The sequence below is a fragment of the Streptomyces sp. NPDC051940 genome (genome assembly GCF_040680895.1).
Lineage (GTDB): Bacteria > Actinomycetota > Actinomycetes > Streptomycetales > Streptomycetaceae > Streptomyces.
The window spans coordinates 33,745-53,815 of sequence record NZ_JBFAXR010000055.1 but is presented as its reverse complement, the minus strand read 5'-3'; the positions used below and the strand labels follow the sequence as shown (position 1 = coordinate 53,815).

At 73.2% G+C, this 20,071-nt stretch carries 20 protein-coding genes; 9 read left to right on the top strand and 11 right to left on the bottom strand.

The features are described from left to right. The 3 genes from AB0M28_RS21835 to AB0M28_RS21825 all read right to left on the bottom strand — a co-directional run. On the bottom strand, positions 1–632 hold a 632-nt coding region (locus tag AB0M28_RS21835), incomplete at its 3' end, for a thiamine pyrophosphate-dependent enzyme (RefSeq protein WP_365407268.1). Further along, complete coding sequence (locus AB0M28_RS21830) at positions 625–2,010, bottom strand: Xaa-Pro peptidase family protein (protein WP_365407266.1); 1,386 nt, start codon at positions 2,008–2,010, stop codon at positions 625–627. The genes AB0M28_RS21830 and AB0M28_RS21835, both read right to left, overlap by 8 nt. A 118-nt stretch (positions 2,011–2,128) precedes the next feature. Further along, positions 2,129–2,833 (bottom strand): XRE family transcriptional regulator, encoded by a 705-nt coding sequence (locus tag AB0M28_RS21825; protein ID WP_365407263.1) that lies wholly within the window; start codon positions 2,831–2,833, stop codon positions 2,129–2,131. A gap of 126 nt (positions 2,834–2,959) precedes the next feature. Between AB0M28_RS21825 and AB0M28_RS21820 the strand changes: the two genes are divergently transcribed. Continuing rightward, the gene (locus tag AB0M28_RS21820; RefSeq protein ID WP_365407260.1) at positions 2,960–3,526 is read left to right on the top strand and encodes a histidine phosphatase family protein; all 567 of its coding nucleotides are present in this window, start codon (positions 2,960–2,962) and stop codon (positions 3,524–3,526) included. Between the two features lie 32 nt (positions 3,527–3,558). On the opposite strand, the gene AB0M28_RS21815 is transcribed toward AB0M28_RS21820, so the two are convergent. Further along, positions 3,559–4,881: an alpha/beta fold hydrolase gene (locus tag AB0M28_RS21815; protein ID WP_365407257.1), complete on the bottom strand. Its 1,323-nt coding sequence runs from the start codon at positions 4,879–4,881 to the stop codon at positions 3,559–3,561. Positions 4,882–5,006: 125 nt separating this feature from the next. Between AB0M28_RS21815 and AB0M28_RS21810 the strand changes: the two genes are divergently transcribed. After that, positions 5,007–5,498: a GNAT family N-acetyltransferase gene (locus AB0M28_RS21810; protein ID WP_365407255.1), complete on the top strand. Its 492-nt coding sequence runs from the start codon at positions 5,007–5,009 to the stop codon at positions 5,496–5,498. A gap of 377 nt (positions 5,499–5,875) precedes the next feature. Then, on the top strand, positions 5,876–6,595 hold the full coding sequence (locus AB0M28_RS21805) for a DsbA family oxidoreductase (protein ID WP_365407283.1): 720 nt from the start codon (positions 5,876–5,878) through the stop codon (positions 6,593–6,595). A 34-nt stretch (positions 6,596–6,629) separates the two neighbouring features. On the opposite strand, the gene AB0M28_RS21800 is transcribed toward AB0M28_RS21805, so the two are convergent. Beyond that, a complete protein-coding gene (locus AB0M28_RS21800) occupies positions 6,630–7,667 on the bottom strand; it encodes a hypothetical protein (RefSeq protein ID WP_365407252.1) in 1,038 nt (345 codons plus the stop codon). Positions 7,668–7,776: 109 nt separating this feature from the next. Here AB0M28_RS21800 and AB0M28_RS21795 point away from each other — a divergent pair, with 109 nt between their 5' ends. Both AB0M28_RS21795 and AB0M28_RS21790 read left to right on the top strand, forming a co-directional pair. Beyond that, the gene (locus AB0M28_RS21795) at positions 7,777–8,835 is read left to right on the top strand and encodes an aminotransferase class V-fold PLP-dependent enzyme (RefSeq protein WP_365407249.1); all 1,059 of its coding nucleotides are present in this window, start codon (positions 7,777–7,779) and stop codon (positions 8,833–8,835) included. Positions 8,836–8,837: 2 nt separating this feature from the next. Continuing rightward, positions 8,838–9,887 (top strand): aminotransferase class V-fold PLP-dependent enzyme, encoded by a 1,050-nt coding sequence (locus AB0M28_RS21790; RefSeq protein ID WP_365407247.1) that lies wholly within the window; start codon positions 8,838–8,840, stop codon positions 9,885–9,887. On the opposite strand, the gene thpD is transcribed toward AB0M28_RS21790, so the two are convergent. The 4 genes from thpD to ectA all read right to left on the bottom strand — a co-directional run bounded on the left by thpD (position 9,871) and on the right by ectA (position 13,544). After that, positions 9,871–10,776 (bottom strand): ectoine hydroxylase, encoded by a 906-nt coding sequence (thpD, locus tag AB0M28_RS21785; RefSeq protein WP_365407244.1) that lies wholly within the window; start codon positions 10,774–10,776, stop codon positions 9,871–9,873. The two genes, AB0M28_RS21790 and thpD, sit on opposite strands and share 17 nt — an antisense overlap. A gap of 6 nt (positions 10,777–10,782) precedes the next feature. Further along, positions 10,783–11,181 (bottom strand): ectoine synthase, encoded by a 399-nt coding sequence (locus AB0M28_RS21780; RefSeq protein ID WP_365407241.1) that lies wholly within the window; start codon positions 11,179–11,181, stop codon positions 10,783–10,785. 576 nt (positions 11,182–11,757) lie between these two features. Then, complete coding sequence (ectB, locus tag AB0M28_RS21775; RefSeq protein ID WP_365407239.1) at positions 11,758–13,035, bottom strand: diaminobutyrate--2-oxoglutarate transaminase; 1,278 nt, start codon at positions 13,033–13,035, stop codon at positions 11,758–11,760. Then, on the bottom strand, positions 13,032–13,544 hold the full coding sequence (gene ectA, locus AB0M28_RS21770) for a diaminobutyrate acetyltransferase (protein WP_365407280.1): 513 nt from the start codon (positions 13,542–13,544) through the stop codon (positions 13,032–13,034). Before ectA ends, ectB begins: the two co-directional genes overlap by 4 nt. A gap of 405 nt (positions 13,545–13,949) precedes the next feature. On the opposite strand from ectA, the gene AB0M28_RS21765 reads away from it, so the two are divergent. Continuing rightward, a complete protein-coding gene (locus tag AB0M28_RS21765; protein WP_365407236.1) occupies positions 13,950–15,041 on the top strand; it encodes an amidohydrolase family protein in 1,092 nt (363 codons plus the stop codon). A gap of 143 nt (positions 15,042–15,184) precedes the next feature. After that, positions 15,185–16,123: an SCO1860 family LAETG-anchored protein gene (locus AB0M28_RS21760; RefSeq protein WP_365407233.1), complete on the top strand. Its 939-nt coding sequence runs from the start codon at positions 15,185–15,187 to the stop codon at positions 16,121–16,123. A 107-nt stretch (positions 16,124–16,230) separates the two neighbouring features. Here AB0M28_RS21760 and AB0M28_RS21755 read toward each other — a convergent pair whose 3' ends face one another. Continuing rightward, the gene (locus tag AB0M28_RS21755; protein WP_365407230.1) at positions 16,231–16,506 is read right to left on the bottom strand and encodes a hypothetical protein; all 276 of its coding nucleotides are present in this window, start codon (positions 16,504–16,506) and stop codon (positions 16,231–16,233) included. A gap of 19 nt (positions 16,507–16,525) precedes the next feature. Further along, positions 16,526–17,710: an inorganic phosphate transporter gene (locus AB0M28_RS21750; protein WP_365407227.1), complete on the bottom strand. Its 1,185-nt coding sequence runs from the start codon at positions 17,708–17,710 to the stop codon at positions 16,526–16,528. A gap of 303 nt (positions 17,711–18,013) precedes the next feature. On the opposite strand from AB0M28_RS21750, the gene AB0M28_RS21745 reads away from it, so the two are divergent. Together AB0M28_RS21745 and AB0M28_RS21740 are read left to right on the top strand one after the other, a co-directional pair. Continuing rightward, positions 18,014–18,688 carry a class II aldolase/adducin family protein gene (locus tag AB0M28_RS21745; RefSeq protein WP_365407224.1) on the top strand — a complete coding sequence of 225 codons (675 nt, stop codon included), beginning with the start codon at positions 18,014–18,016 and terminating at the stop codon, positions 18,686–18,688. Between the two features lie 86 nt (positions 18,689–18,774). Next, a complete protein-coding gene (locus AB0M28_RS21740; RefSeq protein WP_365407222.1) occupies positions 18,775–19,926 on the top strand; it encodes a hypothetical protein in 1,152 nt (383 codons plus the stop codon). The last annotated feature ends 145 nt before the right edge of the window (positions 19,927–20,071 follow it).

The window sequence follows — 20,071 nt, the reverse complement described above, 5'->3', positions numbered from 1 at the left end:
ATCTGGGAGTCGAAGTAGACACCCGGGGACCGGACGAGCTGCGAGACCACGACACGCTCGGGCACGGCGGTCACCTCCGCGATGGGGGTGTACTCCATGTAGAGGTTGTTCTCGCAGACGAACAGGACCGGCAGCCGCCACACCGCCGCCAGGTTCAGCGCCTCGTGGAAGGCGCCGATGTTCGTCGCGCCGTCCCCGAAGAACGCCACCGCCACCTGGTCCGTGCCGCGCAGCCGCGCCGACCAGGCGGCGCCCACGGCCATCGGCAGATGGGCGCCCACGATGGCGTACGAACCGAGCATGCCGCGCGACGCCTTCGTCAGGTGCATCGAGCCGCCCTTGGCCCCGCACAGGCCGGTGGACCGGCTCATCAGCTCCGCCAGGCACTCCTCGGGGGTGGCCCCGCGGGCCAGGGCGTGGTGGTGGCCGCGGTAGGTCGCGAAGACGTAGTCGTCGTCGCGTAGGGCGGCGCTCGCGCCGACGGCGACCGCCTCGTGGCCGGCCGCGAGATGGGTGGTGCCCTTGACGAGGCCGGAGAGGAAGAGGTCGTGGGCGGCCTTCTCGGTGCGGCGGATGAGGGCCATCTGCTCGTAGAGGGCGAGGAGGCCGGCGGCGTCCGTGCCCTCAGTCATCGGAGGCCGCCGCGCCGCTCGGAGCCGCCTTCCCGGGCCCGCCGCTCGAAGCCGCCCTCCCGGCCTCGGTGTTGAGGTGCGACTGCGACTCGCGGCGGGTGTCGAGCGCACCGCCCACGGTCCAGTACTTGCGGCCCGCCACCAGCAGCTCCTCCGCCGGGAACCTGGTGATGACCTCGCAGCCGTCCGCGGTGACGACGACCTCCTCCTCGATCCGTGCGGCCGACCAGCCGTCGCTCGCGGGCCAGTACGTCTCCAGGGCGAAGACCATGCCCTCCTCGAGCACCTCCGGATGCTCGGGGGAGACCAGCCGGCTGAAGATGGGCTTCTCCCAGATCGACAGGCCCACCCCGTGCCCGTACTGCAGGGCGAACGCGGCCGTCTCGTCCGGGAAGCCGAACTCCTGCGCGCGCGGCCAGACCGCCACGATGTCGGCCGTCGTCGCGCCAGGGCGGACCAGGGCGATGGCCTGGTCCATGTACGCGCGGCAGCGGGTGTAGGCGTCGCGCTGCGCGGAGGAGGCGCTGCCGACCGCGAAGGTGCGGTAGTAGCAGGTGCGGTAGCCGAGATGGCTGTGCAGGATGTCGAAGAACGCCGGGTCGCCGGGGCGGATCAGCCGGTCGCTGTAGACGTGCGGGTGCGGGGAGCAGCGCTCGCCGGAGATGGCGTTGACGCCCTCGACGTACTCGCTGCCCAGGTCGTACAGCACCTTGCTGACCAGGCCCACGCACTCGTTCTCGCGCACCCCCGGGCGCAGGAAGCCGTACAGCTCCTCGTAGGCGGCGTCGACCATCGCGCACGCCTGGGCGAGCAGGGTGATCTCGTCGCGGGTCTTGATGCGCCGGGCGTCGAGGAACACCTGCTGGCCGTCCACGACGTCGACGCCCTCGGCCCGCAGCGCGGTCAGGACGGGCATCTCGACCAGGTCGACGCCCAGCGGTCCGCCGGCGACGCCGTGTTCGCGCAGCTCCTCGGCGACCTTCGCCGCGACGTCCTCGGCGATGCCGGCGCCGGGATGGAAGGCGCCGCGCAGCGTGGAGATGCCCGCGCGGGCGCCGGACGGGGCGCCGTCCTTGGTCTCGTAGTCCAGCCACGGGTTGTACAGCTGGTGGTGCCGGGCCGCGGAGCCGAAGTCCCAGACCACGGGCTCGGCGCCGCGGATCAGCAGCGCGAAGCGGATGAGCTTGTCCATCGCCCAGGTGCCGATGTGGGTGGCCGTCATGTAGCGGATGTTGGCGAAGTCGAAGCTCAGCACGGCGGCGAGATCCGAGCGGTCGAGCGCGGCCCGCAGCCGGGCGAGCCGCTCGCGCCGCAGCCGCTCCGGCTCGACGCGCTCTTCCCAGTCCACGGCGTTCGGGCCGTACGTCCGGATCGCCACGGCGATCACCATCCCTGTCGCTGGGTTCCGCCCAATGGCAGTGAACGACTGCGGGAAGGGAGTGTCAAGTCATACTGAACAACCCGGAGTTGCCGGGCAGCGTGCGGGATCCCGGGTGTCAGTCGACCGGTTCGCCGTGCTCGGCGACGAACCAGACGCCGACCGCCGGGGTGTCGCCCTCGTTGCGGTAGCGGTGCGGGGTGGAGGACTCGAAGCAGACCGAGTCGCCGGGGCGCAGCGTGTACTCGTCGAAGCCGAGGCTCAGGATCAGCTCGCCCCGGGTCAGATAGCCGTACTCCGTCCCCGGGTGCCGCATCAGCCCGCCCGAGCTGGAGGAGGAACTGCCCGGGCGGTACGTGACGAGCAGGAAGTCCACCTCCGTGCCGGGGACGTGGCCGAGCCGCTCCCACACCACCCCGGAGTCCAGCTCCAGCACCTCCCGCGCGCCCGGGCCCACCAGCGGGCCGATGCGCCGGGCGGGCTCGGCGGCGAAGCCGGCCAGCGCCTGCAGTACGCCGCCGGGGGCGACCTTCGCGGCGCCGGGCACCGCGGCGGCGGCCAGCGGTTCGGCGACGGCCGCCGGTTCGGGAGCCGGCGGGGCGGCCTGCGGGGTAGCAGCGAACAGGCCCTCCAGCGCGATGCCGAGCGCCGTCGTGATGGCGTACAGGGTGCTCACCGACGGCTGGCTCTTGCCGGTCTCGATCTGCGAGATCAGGCTCGCCGACACCCCGATCTCGCGCGCCAGCCCCCGCACCGACCAGCCGCGCTCCACCCGCGCCTGCCGGATGCGCGCTCCGACGGGCGGCACCGCCCCAGTGGTCACGAGCGCTCCTTCCGGTGGACGGTACGCGTACAGCACCATTGAACAGTACGACGGTGTACGCGAGTTGTCCGGATCCTACTGGGGGGCCGGCCGGCCCCACCTGGCGACGCTGTAGCGTGTGGCCGCGTGACACGAAGGGTGACGCTGGTGGCGCCGGCGATGAGCGGGGAGACGCGGGCTGCCGCGTTCGGGGCGGACGGCACGCTGGACGAGGCCGGGCGCAAGGCCGCCCGCGAGGCCGGCGCACCGAACGCGGACCGGGTCTGGTGCGCGCCCGCGGTCCGGTGTCAGGCGACCGCCGCCGCGCTGCGGCTGAACGCCGAGGTCGTCGACGAACTCGCCGACTGGAACGTCGGCACCTGGCGGGGCCGGACGCTCGAGGAGGTCGCCGCGGAGCACCCCGACGACGTCCGGGCGTGGCTGGCGGACCCCGGCGCCGCGCCGCACGGCGGCGAGCCGCTGACGGGGCTGCTGGCGCGCGCCGGCGGCTGGCTGGACGGCGCGCCGGGCGGGCGGACGGTCGTCGTCGCCGACCCGGCGGTGATACGCGCGGCCGTCGTCAGCTCACTGGGCCTGCCCGCCGCCGCGTTCTGGCGCCTCGACGTCGTACCGCTGTCCGCGACGCAGCTCACGGGGCGGGCCGGCCGGTGGAACCTGCGGCTCGGGACGCCGCTGACGAAGCGGCGGGGCTGAGCGGCGGGACCGGCTCAGCCGGCCGGGGCCGCTCAGACCTCGCCGCGGCTCATCCGGATCAGCCGGTCCAGGACCGCGCCGCTGCTCACCCGCAGCGCGTCGTGCTCCCACTCGTTGGTGACCCATGTCCGCACGCCCGGCACCGCGTCCGCGGTCGCCAGGGAGTCGCGCCGGTCCACGTACATGTCGTCGTGGTACACCGCCGCGTACACCGGGACCCGGTTCGCGGCCAGCCGCTTCGGGTCGTACAGGTCGGGCCAGTCCGTCCGCTCCGCGAGCAGGTGCGCCGCCTGGCGCAGCGGCCTGAGCACCGGGTCCTGCTCGAACATCCAGGGGTAGATCATCTCGCCGGTGAAGAACAGCCGTTCGGCGTCCGGGTCGAACTCGGGGAACTCCGCCCGGACCCGCTGCGCCGCCCACGCGGTGGGCTCGCGGCTCACGGAGCGCTGGGCGTAGATCGCCTCGTGCAGCGCGGCGTACAGCGGGTTGGCGGCGAAGGTGATCTTCTGCATCACCTGGGCGAGGAAGCCGTCCGACAGCTCGGGCCCGCGGGCCCCCTCCACCCAGGCGCCCTCCAGCAGCCAGTGCAGCTCGTGCGAGCCGCTGCCGGAGCCCAGCAGCAGGCCCAGCGACTGGAACGCCTCCACCGTCAGCCGCTGCCCGTCCGGCAGCGCCACGTCGTGCTCGCGCAGATGGGCGGCGATACGGCGGGCCGCCTCCTCGTCCTGCGGATAGCGCGCGTAGTGCTCCTCGTTCTTCGCCGCCACGCGCGGATACGCGGCCCGGTAGACGTGCTCGGCGGTGGCCGCCAGCCCCGGCAGGCCGCCGGTGACGAAGCACTCGCGCAGATGCTGCGGGGCGTACGAGAGGTAGGTCAGCGTGCAGAAGCCGCCGAAGCTCTGCCCGAGCAGCGACCAGCTGCCGCTGGGGCCGAGCAGTTTGCGGCGGATGAACTCCGCGTCCCTGACGATGGCGTCCGCCCGGAAGTGCGCGAGGTAGTCCGCCTGTGCCTGCGCGGGGCCGCGCAGGGGCAGCGTCTGCCGGTTGACGGGGGTGGAGCGGCCGGTGCCGCGCTGGTCGAGCAGCAGCACGCGGTAGTCCTTGAGCGCCCGCGCCAGCCAGCCGTCCGCCCCCTGCGGGCGGGGGCTCGGGGAACCGGGGCCGCCCTGCAGATACACCAGCCAGGGCAGCTCGTCCTTCTCCCGTCCGGCGGCCACCGCCTCCCGGGCGAGGACCGCGATGCGCTCCCCGGCGGGTTCGTCGTGGTCGAGCGGGATGTCGAGGACATGATCGGTCAGCACGACGCCGGGCTGCCGGATGACGGTGGGCGGCATGTCTCCCCTGAGGACGGTCATGACAAGTGTTCGGCCAGCTCACGGTACCTCCCCGGGGGGCCGGAGTGCCTGGTGGGGCGATATCCGGTGGCACCCGGCGGGGATATCCGGTGCCGGCCGGCCGCCGTTCCTGGCACGATGCGGCCATGTCCGGCGACGTCACCCTCCCGCTGCCCCTGGCCATCCGCGACCTGCGGCACGAGGACCTCGCGTCGTGCGGCTGGATGGGCTCCCTGCACCTGGTGAGCGTGGGCCGGGCGCTGGACCGGGCGGCCGCGGGGGAGGCGGACTACCTCGCCCTCGTCCCGCCCTCCGGGATGCCGCTGGCGAAGGGCGGCGTGGACTACGCCGTCCGGGCGGACGCCGGCACGCTGTGGCAGCTGGTGGTCTTCCCCGCCCTGCGCTCGCTGGGCCTGGGCACGCTGCTGATCGGTGCGCTGGAGCAGCGCATCCGTGCCAGGGGCCTGCACTGGGCGGAACTGGGCGTCGAATCCTCGAACCCCCGGGCCCGCGCCCTGTACGAACGCCTGGGCTACACGGAGTGCGGCACCCGCCCGGAAAGCTGGGACCGCGCGACGGAGGACGGCACGCTGTACCGCTACGAAACGGTCTGCACGGTCCTACGCAAGGCGCTCTAGCGAGCGCTCCCGCCGATCCCCGCGCCTGCTCCGCAGCAACGCGTCCCCGCCCGGGGGCCCGGGGGCCCGGGGGCGCCGACGCCGGCAGGCCCTGAAGTGGCCGCGTCCACCCTGCGCCTGCGCCGCCGCTGTTGTGCGTACACGCTGCTCTTGCAGCCCCCGCGGGGCTGGGGGAGGAGCCCCGCTGCCCGTTGCGCACCCACGTCGCTTCCGTGACCACCCCTACCCAGGGGGTCTGGGGGCGGAGCCCCCAGGATCTGTTCGGTCGCCCCCCGCCGGAGGCGCGGGGTCGCCCCCCGCCGGAGGCGCGCCGTGGGCTTCGCCACGTAACCCCCACCAGCGGGAATAGCGCTCCCACCGGACCGGTTGCCATGGCCATGCGTGTAGAGATCTGGTCCGACATCGTCTGTCCGTGGTGTTACATCGGCAAGGCCCGCTTCGAGCAGGGGCTCGCCGCCTTCGAGGGGCGGGACGGCGTAGAGGTCGTCCACCGCTCCTTCGAGCTGGACGCGAGCGCCCGCCGCGAGCCGGACGGCAAGCCCGTCACCGAGATGCTGGCCGGCAAGTACGGCGTACCCCTGGAGCAGGCGAAGGCCATGGAGGCCCGGGTGGCCGACGCCGCCGCCGGCGAGGGTCTGACGTACCGCACCGACCGCCTCCACTCCGGCACCTTCGACCTGCACCGCGTGGTGCACCTCGCGAAGGACCGCGGCCTCCAGGACGCCGTGCTCGGCGCCTTCTACCGCGCGAACTTCGCCGAGGCCAAGCCGATCGCCGACGACGAGGCGGTCGTCGAGGCCGCGGCCTCGGCCGGCCTGGACGCCGACGAGGTCCGCAAGGTGCTCGCCGACCCCACGGCGTACGCCGACGCCGTCCGCGCCGACGAGGCGGAGGCCCAGGCGCTGGGCATCTCCGGCGTCCCGTTCTTCGTGATCGACCGCAAGTACGGCATCTCCGGCGGCCAGCCCGCCGAGGTCTTCACCCAGGCCCTGCGCCAGGCAGCGGCGGAGAACCCGCTGCAGATGGTGTCGGCCCAGGCGGACGCCCCGGCGTGCGAGGACGGCGCGTGCGACGTACCGGGGGCGGGCGCCAAGTAGGCCGCCCGCGCCATCGGCCCGCCGGGGAGGGCGTTCACGGACCCTCCCCCAGGCGGTCGTGGAGCGCGCGCAGCCACGGCTGCCGTACGGCGGGGAGGCGGGCCAGCGTGTGCCGGAGAGTTCTCCGGCTGGGCTGAAACGGCAAGGCGGGATGCAGGGGCAGCGGATCGTCGCGGAGGACCCCGTGCGGCAGTCCGCCGGTGGCGGGGACGGGCAGCGGTTCACGGTGGAAGGCCAAGTGCAGCCAGACGTCGGCGGCCACGGGCACGACCGCCGTGCCGCCGCCCGGCTGCCACGCCTCCCCCGTCTGCGGATGCAGCGGTACGAGGGCGATGTCGGCGGACTCCGACGGCAGCCCCGGACCGGCCAGGACCGCCTTCCGCACCGGTGGCCCGGACGGGAGCAGGGACTGCAGCGTCCCGCCGAACACCTCCGCGACGAGCCCGCCGGGAACGGCCACAGACACCCCCCGCGAGGCCGCCAGCAGGTGCGCCAGCGCCGCCCCGACGGCAGCCGGCCAGACCGGGCTCCACCATCCGCCCTGCTCGATGGGAGGGGTGCTGGGCCACTCAGCCGCCAGCGCCTCCCACGCGACCACCGGGGAAACCGTCGCGCCGGAGGGACGACGGCGAACAGCGTCCGGGTCGAACCACACCGCCTGCCAGTACGAGCAGTCGTCCACCCGGGTGGCCAGGGCCGCCCCGCACCCCTCGCAGCCCATGTTCGGGCCGTCGACGCCAGTCAGCCCCAGGCAGTAACCACCGTTCCGTCCCGGGATCATGAAGGTTCCGCGCACCTCGCCCGGCGCGATGACGACCGCTCCCGGTCTGCCGAAGGACAGCGACGCCACCGGCGCGAACACACCCCGGGCCGCGGCCACGTCGGGGTCCACATCGCCCCAAGGCCGCCAGGGCGGACCTGAGGGCTCCGGGTCGACGGCATACGTCCCCGGTGGCATCAGCGGCGGCAGCAGATCATGCCCGTACCTGTCGTGCGCCTGCGCCGGCAGCGCGACCTCCGACACCTCCGCCGTGAGCACCGCCCCGCACCGCGCGCACGCGAACACCGCCATCGAGCCCCCCAAGCCGTCCCAGCGGACGGATTCTCCCGGACCGACGCACAGCGGCCAACTGCTTTACCCCCGGGGTCCCGGCCGTCGGCCGCGGAGGCATAGTCGGGGGATGGAATCCCTCACCCCCGCAGAGTTCGCGCCCACCGACACCGTCTACCTCAACACCGCCGGCAGCGGCCGGACCCCGCTGCGTACCGTCGAGGCCCTCCGTGCCACCGCCGAGGCCATGGCCACCGGCGGCACCATGGGCGGCGATTACTACGACGTCGCCGACGCCGCCCGCGCCGCGTACGCGCGCATCGTGGGCGTCGACGCCGGGCGGGTCGCGGTCGGGAGCACCGTGGCCACCCATGCCGCGCTGGTCGCGGCCTCGCTGCCCGCCGGGGCGGAAGTGGTGATCGCGGACGGCGATTTCGTCTCCCTCGTGACGCCCTTCGCCGTCCGCGGCGACCTCGTCGTACGCAGCGTCCCCCTGGAGCGGATCGCCGACGCCGTCGGCCCGGCCACCGCGCTGGTCGCCGTCAGCGCCGTGCAGTCCGCCGACGGACGGATCGCGCCGCTCGACGAACTCGTGGCGGCCGCCGCCGCGCACGGCGCGCGCACGCTCATCGACGGGACGCAGGCGGTGGGGTGGCTGCCCTTCGACGCCGGGCGGTACGACTACGTCGTCAACGGGGCCTTCAAGTGGCTGATGTGCCCGCGCGGCGTGTCGTTCCTCGTCGTACGCGAGGACACCCTGCCTCCCGTCCACGCCGGCTGGGCCTCCGCCCGCGAGCCCTACGGCGACTGCTACGGACCGGTCCGCGACTTCGCCGCCTCCGCCCGCCGCTACGACGAGTCGCCCGCCTATCTGCCCTACGCCGCCGCCGTGTCGTCCCTCGCCCTCGTCGAGGAGCTGGGGCCGCGGGCGATCGGCGCCCACAACGCCGCCCTCGCCGACCGCTTCCGGGCGGGCGCGGCGGGGCTGGGCCTGACCGCGGCCTCCGCCCCGGGGTCGGCCATCGTCTCGCTGCCCGGCCTCGGCAAGTACGCCGAGGTCCTCGCCGCCGAGGGCGTCCGGGCGGCCAACCGGGCCAACGGCGGCCTGCGCGCGTCCTTCCACCTGTACAACTCCGCACAGGACGTGGACCGTCTCCTCGAACTGCTGGCCGTCCACGTAGGGTCGTGACCATGGACCCGATCATCGCCGCGGAGTACGACACCGAGCTCATCCACCTCGACAACGCCGCCACCGGACTCATCCCGGCCCGCGCGGCCGCCGCCGTCCGCGAGGCCCTCGACGGGCTCACCGGCCGGCGGGCGATCGGCGCCTCGCAGCACGAAGCGGTGGCCGCCGCCCGCGAGGCGTTCGCCCGGATCGAGGGCGTGCCCGCCGACCGGGTCGCCGTCGGCAGTTCGGTGTCCGTGCACGTGGCACTGGTCGCCGGTTCGCTGCCGGCCGGGGCCGAGGTGCTGGTGGCGGACGGGGACTTCAGCTCGCTGGTCAACCCGTTCGCCGTACGCCGCGATCTGCGGATGCGCAGTGTGCCGCTGGAACGGATGGCGGAAGAGGTGCGGGAAGGGACCGCGCTGGTCGCGGTCAGCTCCGTGCAGTTCACCGACGGCCGTCTCACCGACCTCGACGCGATCGGGAAGGCGGCCAGGGCCCACGGCGCGCGGACGCTCGTCGACACGACCCAGGGCACCGGCTGGCGGCCGCCCGCCGCCGCGGACTTCGACGTCACCGTCTGCGGCGCGTACAAGTGGCTGCTGTGCCCGCGAGGGGCGTCGTTCCTGACGGTGTCGCAGGAGGCCCAGGAGTGGCTGACGGCCGCCAACGCGGGGTGGATGGGCGGCGAGGTGCCCGGGCAGAGCACCGTCGGCGTGGTCCGCCTCGCGGACACCGCGCGCCGCTACGACCAGAGCGCGCCGTTCCTGCCGTACATCGCCGGACAGCACTCCCTGGCGATGCTCGCGGACCTGGGCCACGAGCGCGTCGGCGCGCACAACACGGCGCTCGCCGACCGCTTCCGCGCGGGGCTGGTGGCCCTCGGCCACGAACCGCTCCCCGCGCCCGGTTCGGCGATCGTCACCACCCCGGCGCTGGCGCACGCCGTGCCCGCCCTGGCGGCGGCCGGGATCACGGCCTCCGACCGGGGCGGGCTGCGGTGCGGTTTCCACGTCTACAACACGGAGGCGAACGTGGACCGCGCGCTGGAGGTGCTCAGCGCAGGGGCGTGAAATCCCGCGCCCCGATGAACTCCGGGCGCCGCACCGGAGCCGCGAACGGCTCCACGGCCGCGTTCTCCACGCTGTTGAACACGATGAACACGTTGCTGCGCGGATACGGCGTGATGTTGTCACCGGAGCCGTGCATGCAGTTGCAGTCGAACCAGGTCGCCGACCCGGCCGCGCCGGTGAACAGCTTGACGCCGTGCGCGTCCGCCAGCTGCGTCAGCGCCTCGTCGGACGGCGTGCCCGCGTCCTGCATCTGCAGCGACTGCTTGTAGTTGTCCGCCGGCGTCTCGCCCGCGCAGCCCAGGAACGTGCGGTGCGAGCCCGGCATGATCATGAGCCCGCCGTTGGTCTCGAGGTTCTCGGTCAGCGCGATCGAGACGGACACGGCCCGCATGTCCGGCATGCCGTCCTCGGCGTGCCAGGTCTCGAAGTCCGAGTGCCAGTAGAAGCCGGAGGCGCCGAAGCCGGGCTTGACGTTGATACGGGACTGGTGGACGTACACGTCCGAGCCGAGGATCTGCCGCGCCCGGTCCAGCACCCGCGGGTCGCGGACCAGCCCGGCGAACACCTCGCTGATCCGGTGCACCTCGAAGACGGACCGCACCTTCTGCGACCTCGGCTCCACGATGGAGCGCTCGTCGGCGCGCACCGCGGGGTCGTCGACCAGCCGGTCCAGCTCGGCCCGGTAGACCTCGACCTCCTCCGGGGTGATCAACTGCTCCATGGCCATGAAGCCGTTGCGCTCGTACGCCTCCAGCTCCCACGGCGTGACCGGCCCCTCGGCGTCCGGGCCGGACCACACGACCGGGTCCTTGCGCGCGGTGAGCACCTCGCTCGCGCCGCGGGTCGGGTACGGGTCGGTCTCCACGGTGGGGGTCACGGTGGTGGTCACGGTGTCTCAGGCCTCCTCGGTCAGCAGGGGGTAGGTGCCGTTCTCGTCGTGGTCCTCGCGGCCGGTGACCGGCGGGTTGAAGACGCACAGACAGCGGAAGTCGGACGTCGGCCGCAGCGTGTGCCGCTCGTGTCCGTCCAGCAGGTACATCACGCCCGGCGAGATCAGGTGCGTCTCACCGGTCTCCTCGTCGGTCAGCTCGGCCTCGCCCTCGGTGCAGACGACGGCCTCGATGTGGTTCGCGTACCACATGCGGGTCTCGGTCCCGGCGTAGAGCACGGTCTCGTGCAGGGAGAACCCGACGCCCTCCTGGGCCAGGACGATGCGCTTGCTCTCCCAGGTGCCGGAGTGGGACCTGACGTGGCGGTCGGTGCCTTCGACTTCTTTGAAGGAGCGGACGATCACTTTGGTTCGATGCCTTTCGTTCGGATTGCTCTACGTCGTGGCCGGGCGGTGCGCACCCGGCGCCGGCGCCGGCCCGCGCCTACGGCGCGGGGTTTGCCCCCACCCGCACACCACCCGTTACGGTCCCGCCTGGTCACCCCCGGCGCCTGGGTCTCCACCCCACCCGACGTCGGAGGCCGGCACACACAGCGCCGACTGACCGGTTCGGGTTACGGGGGTGGAGGTCCCACCCCAGCCCGTCCGGCGCTTGAGGACGAGGCGCGAAGCGCCGACCGACCGGTTCGGGGCATGGGGGTGGAGGTCCCACCCCCAGCCCGTCCGGCGCTTGAGGACGAGGTGCGCAGCGCCGACTGACCGGTTCGGGGCACAGCGATGCAGATCGCACCCCCAGCCCGTCCGGCGTCTGAGAACGAGGCGCGCAGCGCCGAAACGCCCGCCGCCAGGCGGCACGGCGGAGGTCCCACTCCCAGCCCGTCCGGCGTTTGAGGACGAGCGCCGCAGGCGCGATGCGGCCGCAGGCCGCGACGGGGGACCGGGGGCGGAGCCCCCGCAGCGCGACGCAGGACGAGGCCACGGTCACCCGGCGTGAGCCGTCTCGCGGACGGCCCGCGCCAGAATCCGCAACCCCTCCTCCAGCCCGTCAGGGCTGATCGTGAGGGCGGGCAGCAGCTTGACCACAGCCCCCTCCGGCCCGGACGTCTCGACGAGGAGCCCCAGCGCGAACGCCCGCCGGCACACCGCTGCCGCCCGCCCCGCATCCGGAAACTCGACCCCCCACGCCACCCCCCGCCCGCGATACACCGCCCCCGAAGCCGAAGGCTCCGCACACAGCGCCACGAGAGCCGACTCGATCTGCTCCCCCCGCGCGAGCGTCTGCTTCTCCATCTGCCCGTCGGCCCAGTACGCGTCGAGCGCCGCCGTGGCCGTGACGAACGCCGGGTTGTTCCCCCGGAACGTCCCGTTGTGCTCGCCCGGCTCCCAGACGTCCAGCTCGGGCTTGAAGAGTGTGAGCGACATCGGCAGCCCGTACCCGCTGATCGACTTCGACAGGGTCACGATGTCCGGCACGATGCCCGCCTCCTCGAAGGAGAAGAACGGCCCCGTCCGCCCGCACCCCATCTGGATGTCGTCGACGATGAGCAGCATGTCGTGCCGCCTGCACACATCCGCGAGCGCCCGCAGCCACTCCACCCGCGCGACGTTGATGCCGCCCTCACCCTGCACGGTCTCGACGATGACGGCCGCCGGATGGTTGAGCCCGGACCCGGAATCCTGGAGCAGCCGCTCGAACCAGAGGAAATCCGGCACCTGCCCGTCCAGATAGTTGTCGAACGGCATCGGCGTCCCGTGCACCAGCGGAATCCCCGCACCGGCCCGCTTGAACGCGTTCCCGGTGACGGCCAGCGAGCCCAGCGACATACCGTGGAACGCGTTGGTGAACGACACGATCGACTCGCGCCCCTTCACCTTCCGCGCCAGCTTCAGCGCCGCCTCGACCGCATTCGTACCCGTGGGGCCGGGGAACATCACCTTGTACGGCAGATCGCGCGGCCGCAGGACGACATTCTGGAAGGTCTCCAGAAATGCCCGTTTGGCGGTCGTTCCCATGTCGAGCCCGTGGGTGATCCCGTCGCGCTCCAGATAGTCGAGCAGGGCACGCTTCAGAACGGGATTGTTGTGCCCGTAGTTGAGCGCTCCGGCACCGGCGAAGAAATCGAGGTAGGTGTGGCCGTCCTCGTCGTACAGATGGCTGCCCTGGGCGCGGTCGAAGACGGCCGGCCAGCCGCGGCAGTAGCTGCGCACCTCCGACTCCAGGGTCTCGAAGACGCTGAGTGCGGGCGGGGTGATGGTCACAGCTTCTCTCCTGTGGAGGTCAGGGGTCCGATGCGGTAGAGGAGTTCGGCCTGGTGGCCGTCCGGGAAGTGCCGGTCCTCGAACAGCACCTCACGGACGAGCGGCACCCCGTGGCGGCGGGCGTACGCCGTGAACAGCCGGTCGGAGGCGGTGTTGTCGGGGGTGATCGTGGTCTCGAGCCGGTGCGCGCCGGACGCGGCGCGCACCCGGGCGCCGAGCGCGTCGAGCATCCGCCCGGCGAGGCCGCGCCCGCGGTACGCGGCGTCCACGGCCACCTGCCAGACGAGCAGGGTGCCGGGCGCGTCGGGGCGCAGATAGCCGGTGACGAACGCGACCGGGCGGCCGCCCGGTCCGCGGGCCACGATCGAGGTCTCGGCGAAGTCGCGGCACCAGAGCAGGTAGCTGTAGGAGGAGTTGAGGTCGAGCGTCCTCGAGTCACGGGCGATGCGCCACAGTTCCGCGCCGTCCGCGACCCGCGGCGGTCCGAGCTCGGGCTCCTCCTCCGTCATCTCCGGGGAATTCCCGGTCGGTTGGGCCAGGTCTGCTTGTGCGGCAGTCATGTTCCGGCAATTTACCGAGCAGAAATGCGGATCGCATGCCCCTGAGGTCTTACGGACCGGCCGGGTTCGTGTTATAGAAGCCGCCCGATGCTGGGCCGATCTGTCCGGTAATTACCGGTGAAAACGGGCGCGTTGTGGGGTGGGTCACATTCTCGAAAGTGTTGGCGAAACCCTTATGTTTGGCCGTTGCCTTTCGGGGCAGGAGAGTCGAAGGAAATGCGCGTGAAATGTCGCCTCACGAATTCCGCTCCGGTATTCGTCGACGACACCGCGTATTCACCCGAAGGCCGCCCGCCCGGCCCGCCGCGGGGCGGGAGCGCGGGATGCGCCCGGCGGCGCTCTACCCTGCGGGCTATGAGTGAACGCGCAGCGCTGCACATCAAGGGGCCCGTCCTCGCCGGACCGCAGGACGTCAGGGACGGGCTCTGGGTCCTCGGCGGCCGGATCAGCTACGACCGGCCCACGGGGGTCCGCGACGTCACCGTGGTGGAGGGCTGGGCGCTGCCCGGACTCGTCGACGCGCACTGCCACGTGGGGCTGGACGCGCACGGCGCCGTGGACGAGGAGACCAGCGAGAAGCAGGCGCTCACCGACCGCGAGGCCGGCACCCTGCTCATCCGCGACGCCGGGTCGCCCGCGGACACCCGGTGGATCGACGGGCGCGAGGACCTGCCGCGGATCATCCGCGCCGGCCGGCACATCGCCCGTACCCGCCGCTACATCCGCAACTACGCCCACGAGATCGAGCCGGCGGACCTCGTCGAATACGTTGCCCGGGAGGCCCGCCGCGGCGACGGCTGGGTCAAGCTGGTGGGGGACTGGCTGGACCGCGGCACCGGCGATCTGGGCGCCTGCTGGCCCCGTGCGGAGGTCCAGGCGGCGATCGAGGAGGCGCACCGGCTCGGGGCGCGCGTGACGGCCCACTGCTTCGCCGAGGACTCCCTGGAGGACCTCGTGCGCGCGGGCATCGATTGCGTCGAGCACGCGACCGGGCTGACCGAGGCGACCATCCCGCTGTTCGCCGAGCGCGGTGTCGCGATCGTGCCCACCCTGGTCAACATCGCCACCTTCCCCGCGCTCGCCGACGGCGGCGAGGCGAAGTTCCCGCGCTGGGCGGACCACATGCGCCGGCTGCACGAGCGCCGCTACGACACCGTCCGCTCCGCCTACGACGCCGGCATCCCGGTGTACGCCGGAACGGACGCCGGCGGCTCGCTCGCGCACGGTCTGGTCGCCCAGGAGGTCCAGGAGCTGGTGGCGGCGGGTCTGCCCGTCACCGCGGCGCTGTCCGCGGCGAGTTGGGGCGCGCGGGAGTGGCTGGGCCGGCCCGGGCTGGAGGAGGGCGAGCCGGCGGACCTCGTCGTCTACGAGGCGGACCCGCGCGCCGACCCCCGGGTGCTGTCCGCGCCGCGGCGGATCGTCCTGCGCGGACGGGTGGTGGGGTGACAAGCGGGGGCTGATGTTCCGTATGGGGCCCACGGGTTGAAACTCACCCGATGGGGTGAACGAGCACAGAGTTGCCGTGCGATCACCCTCAGTGCGTAAGGCTGGGCGTGTTGTTGACGGCAAACCACACAAGAGGTCCCATCTTGAACAGCCCAACCCCGGCAGCGGTGTTCGGCCGCCGCGTTGCCGGCGCATTCGCGGCCACCGCACTGGCGACCGTCCCCGTCGCCCTCATCGGCGCCCCGAGCGCACACGCGACGGGTGGTGACGGCCGTGCCTCGGCGGCCGTCCTGCGCGCCGGCCTGGACGTGTCCCTGTTGAACAAGAGCATCCAGGTCCCGCTGCACACCTCCCTCAACGAGGTCAACGCCCCCGCCAGCGCGGAGAAGACCGCCCTCACCGTCACCCTCGACGGTGTCGACCAGGGGCAGCCCGTCACCATGCTCGGCGCGGAGGTCGCCAAGGCCGAGGCGCACGCCGACAAGCGCGTGGCCCGCGCCAAGTCCCAGCTGGCGCACGCCAAGGTGTACGTACCGGGGCTGCCCGCGCTCTCGCTGATCGAGGTGGAGGCGGTGACCTCCACGGCGGTCTGCGAGGCGGGGAAGCGGCCGAGGGCGGAGTCCGTCATCGCGGGCCCGGTCCGGATCCTCGGCAAGAGCCTGAAGGTCACGGTGGGCGGGCCGCCGACCACGGTCAATGTGCCCGCCGTGGGTCAGGTGTCGCTCGGCTTCTCGCAGACGAGGACCACGGAGAAGTCGGCGACGGCCGCCGCCCTGGAGCTGAAGGTGTCGGTCGACCCGCTCCACCTGAACGTGGCCGAGGTGGAGGGCCGCGTGTCCCTGGTCGAGGCGGCCTGCGAGTCGCCGGCCGCGCCGGCCGGCGGAGGGCACGGGGGGTCCTCCGGCGGCACCGGGACGCCGGACGACCCGGCGGCCGACGTCAAACCGCAGACGTCCGACCGGGAGAACCTGGCCGAGACGGGCGGCAGCTCCGCCACGCCGGTGATCGCGGGCGCCGCGGTCGTCCTGCTGGGCGCGGGCGCCGGCGGCGTGGTGCTGGCCCGCAGGCGCGGCGAGCGGTGAGGCCGTAGAGCGCGCGGGGGCTCCGCGCGCCGGCAGGGGCGCGCACGGGGGATCTCCAAGCGTCGGCAGCTGCCGCACCGGCCCCCGGAAGGGTCGCCGGGTCGCCGTCAGCCGGCGACGATGATCCAGATGCCGTACGCCACGGCCGCCGCGCACAGCGCGAAGCAGGCGTACGCACCGGCGCGGGCGCCGACGGTCGGCGAGGTCGAGGTCGAGGTGGAGACGGAGCCCGCAGCCGCCGTCGTACCGTCGCTTCCCGCCTCCACGGCCTGGGGCCGCCGCGCCGTACCGACGATGCCCAGGGTGAAGAGGCCGACGACTGCCACCGTCACGACGACGCTGACGCCGAAGACCTGCCCGAGGGCGGACCAGTCGATGTGCATGTGAACGCTCCTGCCTGTCTCAGACCGTGGCCTGCGGCGCAGGCGTCGCGGCGGCGGCCGCGGGGGAGGGGATGATCACCGGCTCGATCGGGGTCGCCGGGTCGACGTCGTTGACGTTGGTGTGGTCGACGGGCTTGCGGCGCGAGGCCACCCAGATCGCCGTGCAGGCGGCGAGACCGAGGACGGCCACCGTCGCGACCCCCCAGTCGCCGCGGTCCGCGAGGAGCGCGGCCAGGCCCGCCACCAGACCCGCGGCCGGCAGGGTCAGACCCCAGGCGGCGACCATCCGCCCGGCCGTCCCCCAGCGCACCACGGCGCCCCTGCGGCCCTTGCCCGCACCCATGATCGAGCCGGAGCAGACCTGGGTGGTGGACAGCGCGTAGCCGAGGTGGGAGGAGGCGAGGATGACCGCCGCGGAGGAGGTCTGCGCGGCGAAGCCCTGCGGGGGCTGGATGTCCGTCAGGCCCTTGCCCATGGTGCGGATGATCCGCCAGCCGCCGAGGTAGGTGCCGAGCGCGATCGCGAGGGCCGCGGAGACGATGACCCACAGCGGCGGGTCCGACTTCGGGGCGATGACGCCGCCGGTGACCAGCGCGAGGGTGATGACGCCCATCGTCTTCTGCGCGTCGTTGGTGCCGTGCGCGAGGGAGACCAGCGCGCCGGAGGCGATCTGCCCGGCCCGGTAGCCCTTGGTGGTGTCCTGCGGGTCGCGGCCCTGGGCCAGCTTGTACGTCAGCCGGGTGGCGAGCAGCGCGGCGACGCCCGCGACGATCGGGGCGGCCACGGCCGGGATCAGGATCTTCATGACCACGGCGTCGAAGTGCACGCCGTCGAAGCCCACGGAGACCAGCGTCGCGCCGATCAGACCGCCGAACAGGGCGTGGGAGGAGCTGGACGGCAGACCGGCCAGCCACGTCAGGAGATTCCAGACGATCGCGCCGACGAGACCGGCGAAGATCACTTCGGGCCGGATACCGGAGCCTTCGTCGATGATGCCTTTGGAGATGGTCGCGGCGACCTCGACGGAGAGGAACGCGCCGACCAGGTTGAGCACTGCGGACATCGCCACCGCGGTCTTGGGCTTCAGAGCCCCGGTGGAGATTGTGGTGGCCATGGCATTGGCCGTGTCGTGGAACCCGTTCGTGAAGTCGAACACCAGAGCCGTGACGATCACGACTCCGATGATGAGAGTGAGGTGTTCCATGGAGACCCAACAATCCACTCGAACGTCTGGGGGCTTGAGGAACGTAGGTAGCCCGGGTGAACGGAAGGTGAACTGAGCCGGTCGTATCGATGACGTCAGTGAACGAATGTCGACGATCAAGCGTCGAGAGCCTTGCTATCCGGGGCTTTCCGCCACAAAACCATCCCGATCCAAGGTGACGCATGTCACGGACGATTCACCTCCGTGTCACCCACGACCGAGCATTCGGTGCGGAACCGTACGTACCCGGACAAGCACCCATCGGATACGAACCCTCGATCACGAAAGGAAACCGAGCCAGCAGTGAACTCGTCCCACTCGCAGCCGGATGAACCGGCGCGGCAGTCGGCGTGGGCGGAACTGGTCGCCACCGCACAGCGTACGGCGGCGGAGGGACTGGTCGTCGGCACCTCCGGAAACGTCTCGGTACGGGTCGGCGACGAGGTCCTCGTCACCCCGACCGGGGTGCCGTACGACCGCCTCGGCCCCGACGACCTCACCGCCGTCGACCTGGCCGGCCGCCGCATGGCCGGCACCCTCCGCCCCACCAGCGAACTCCCGATGCACCTGGCGGTCTACGCGCACGCCCCGGACGCCCGCGCGGTGGTCCACACGCACGCCGTGCACGCCACGGCCGTCTCGACGCTGGTCACCGAACTCCCGCCCATCCACTACATGACGGCGGCCCTCGGCGGCCCCGTCCGCGTCGCCCCCTACGCCCGCTACGGCAGCCCGGCGCTGGCCGACCACATGGCGCGCGCCCTCGAAGGCCGCTCGGCCTGCCTCCTGCGCAACCACGGCACGATGGCGTACGGCGCGTCCCTGGCCCAGGCGTACGACCGCACGGCGCAGCTGGAGTGGATGTGCCGCGTCTGGCTCACCGCCGCGTCGGTCCCGGGCCTGACGCCGTCACTGCTGTCCGAGGAGGAGCTGGCGGGGGTGGCGGAGCAACTCCGGGGGTACGGCCAGGGAGGCTGAGGGGGCGGGCCGGGAAGGGGCGGGCGTCCGGGAGAGGACGCGTCGGCCGACTGGTTGCCCTCGCACCCCGCCCCGACAATGGGACCGTGGCCCGACAACCGCCCCGCGCGGCGACCTCGCGCAGAACCACCGCCCTGGCCGGCGTGGCCGCCGCAGCGGCGGCGACCGCGGCGGCGCTCGCCGCCGGCCGCATCGGGGCGTCGGCTGCCCTGAGCCTGAAGTACCCGGCCGGCTTCACCGGCCCACCGGTCACCGTCCGCCGCGTGGACGACGCCACCGTCGGCCTCACCCGCACCGCCGAATCCACGCTCCCCGGCTGCTACGGCCTGACCGACGGCGACGTCCACGCCGTCATCGGCCCGGAGACCGCGGACAGCCCCGCGGGCGCGCGGACGGTGGAACGCCAGCTCGCCCAGGTCACCGGGGCCCCTCTCCGCCCCGGCCGGAAGCTCCGCGTCACCCCGCAGATCCACGTGGGCACCCCCGGTACCGCCCTCGGCCTCGCGTACGAGGACCTCACCGTCCTGGGCGAGCTGGGGCCGCTCCCTGCGTGGTACGTCCCCGGAGCGAGGGACACCTGGGTGCTCACCGCCCACGGCCTGGGCGCGACCCGCGAGCAGGCCCTGTGCGTCCTGCCGTTCCTGCGGAAGCTGGACCTCCCCGTCCTGGTCCTCACCCACCGCGGGGACCCCGGAGCCCCGCGCACCGCCGACGGCTCCGGACGGCTGGGCCGCGCCGAGTGGGTCGACCTGGACGCCGCCCTCCGCCACGCCGTCGGCCACGGCGCCCGCCGCGTCGTGCTGTACGGCTGGTCGAGCGGTGCCGTCATGGCACTGCGGACGGCGGCCGCGTCCCCGCTGAAGGCCCGTATCAGCGGCCTCGTCCTGGACTCGCCCGTCCTCGACTGGCGGGCCACCGTCGCCGCGCTGGCCGTCGCCCGCGGCCTCCCCGCGCCCCTGCGCCGCCTCGCCGTGCTGGCCGCCGAGGAGCGTACGGGCCTGGGCTCCACACCGGACGGGAACGACCTGTGGCCGGGCCCCGGGGCCCCGCAGACGCTCCTCGTCCACGGGCCCGACGACACCGTCGCCCCCTGGGAGGCCTCCCGTGCCCTCGCCGCCGCCCATCCGGACCGCATCCACCTCTACCCCGTGCCGTACGCCCGCCACGCGGCGATGTGGAACGCGGACCCGGTGGGGTACGAGGAGGCTCTGCGCCGCTTCCTCACTCCGTTGTTGTGAACACCACGGACACGAAGCGGAACCTGCGGTGAGACGATCGGACCATCGCCGCCGGGCGAGGCCGAGCACCGGGAGGGACCCCGGATTGGGCTTTCCGGCCGTGAACAGGAACACTGGTGTCCCGTGACGGCCCGAAACACGCGAG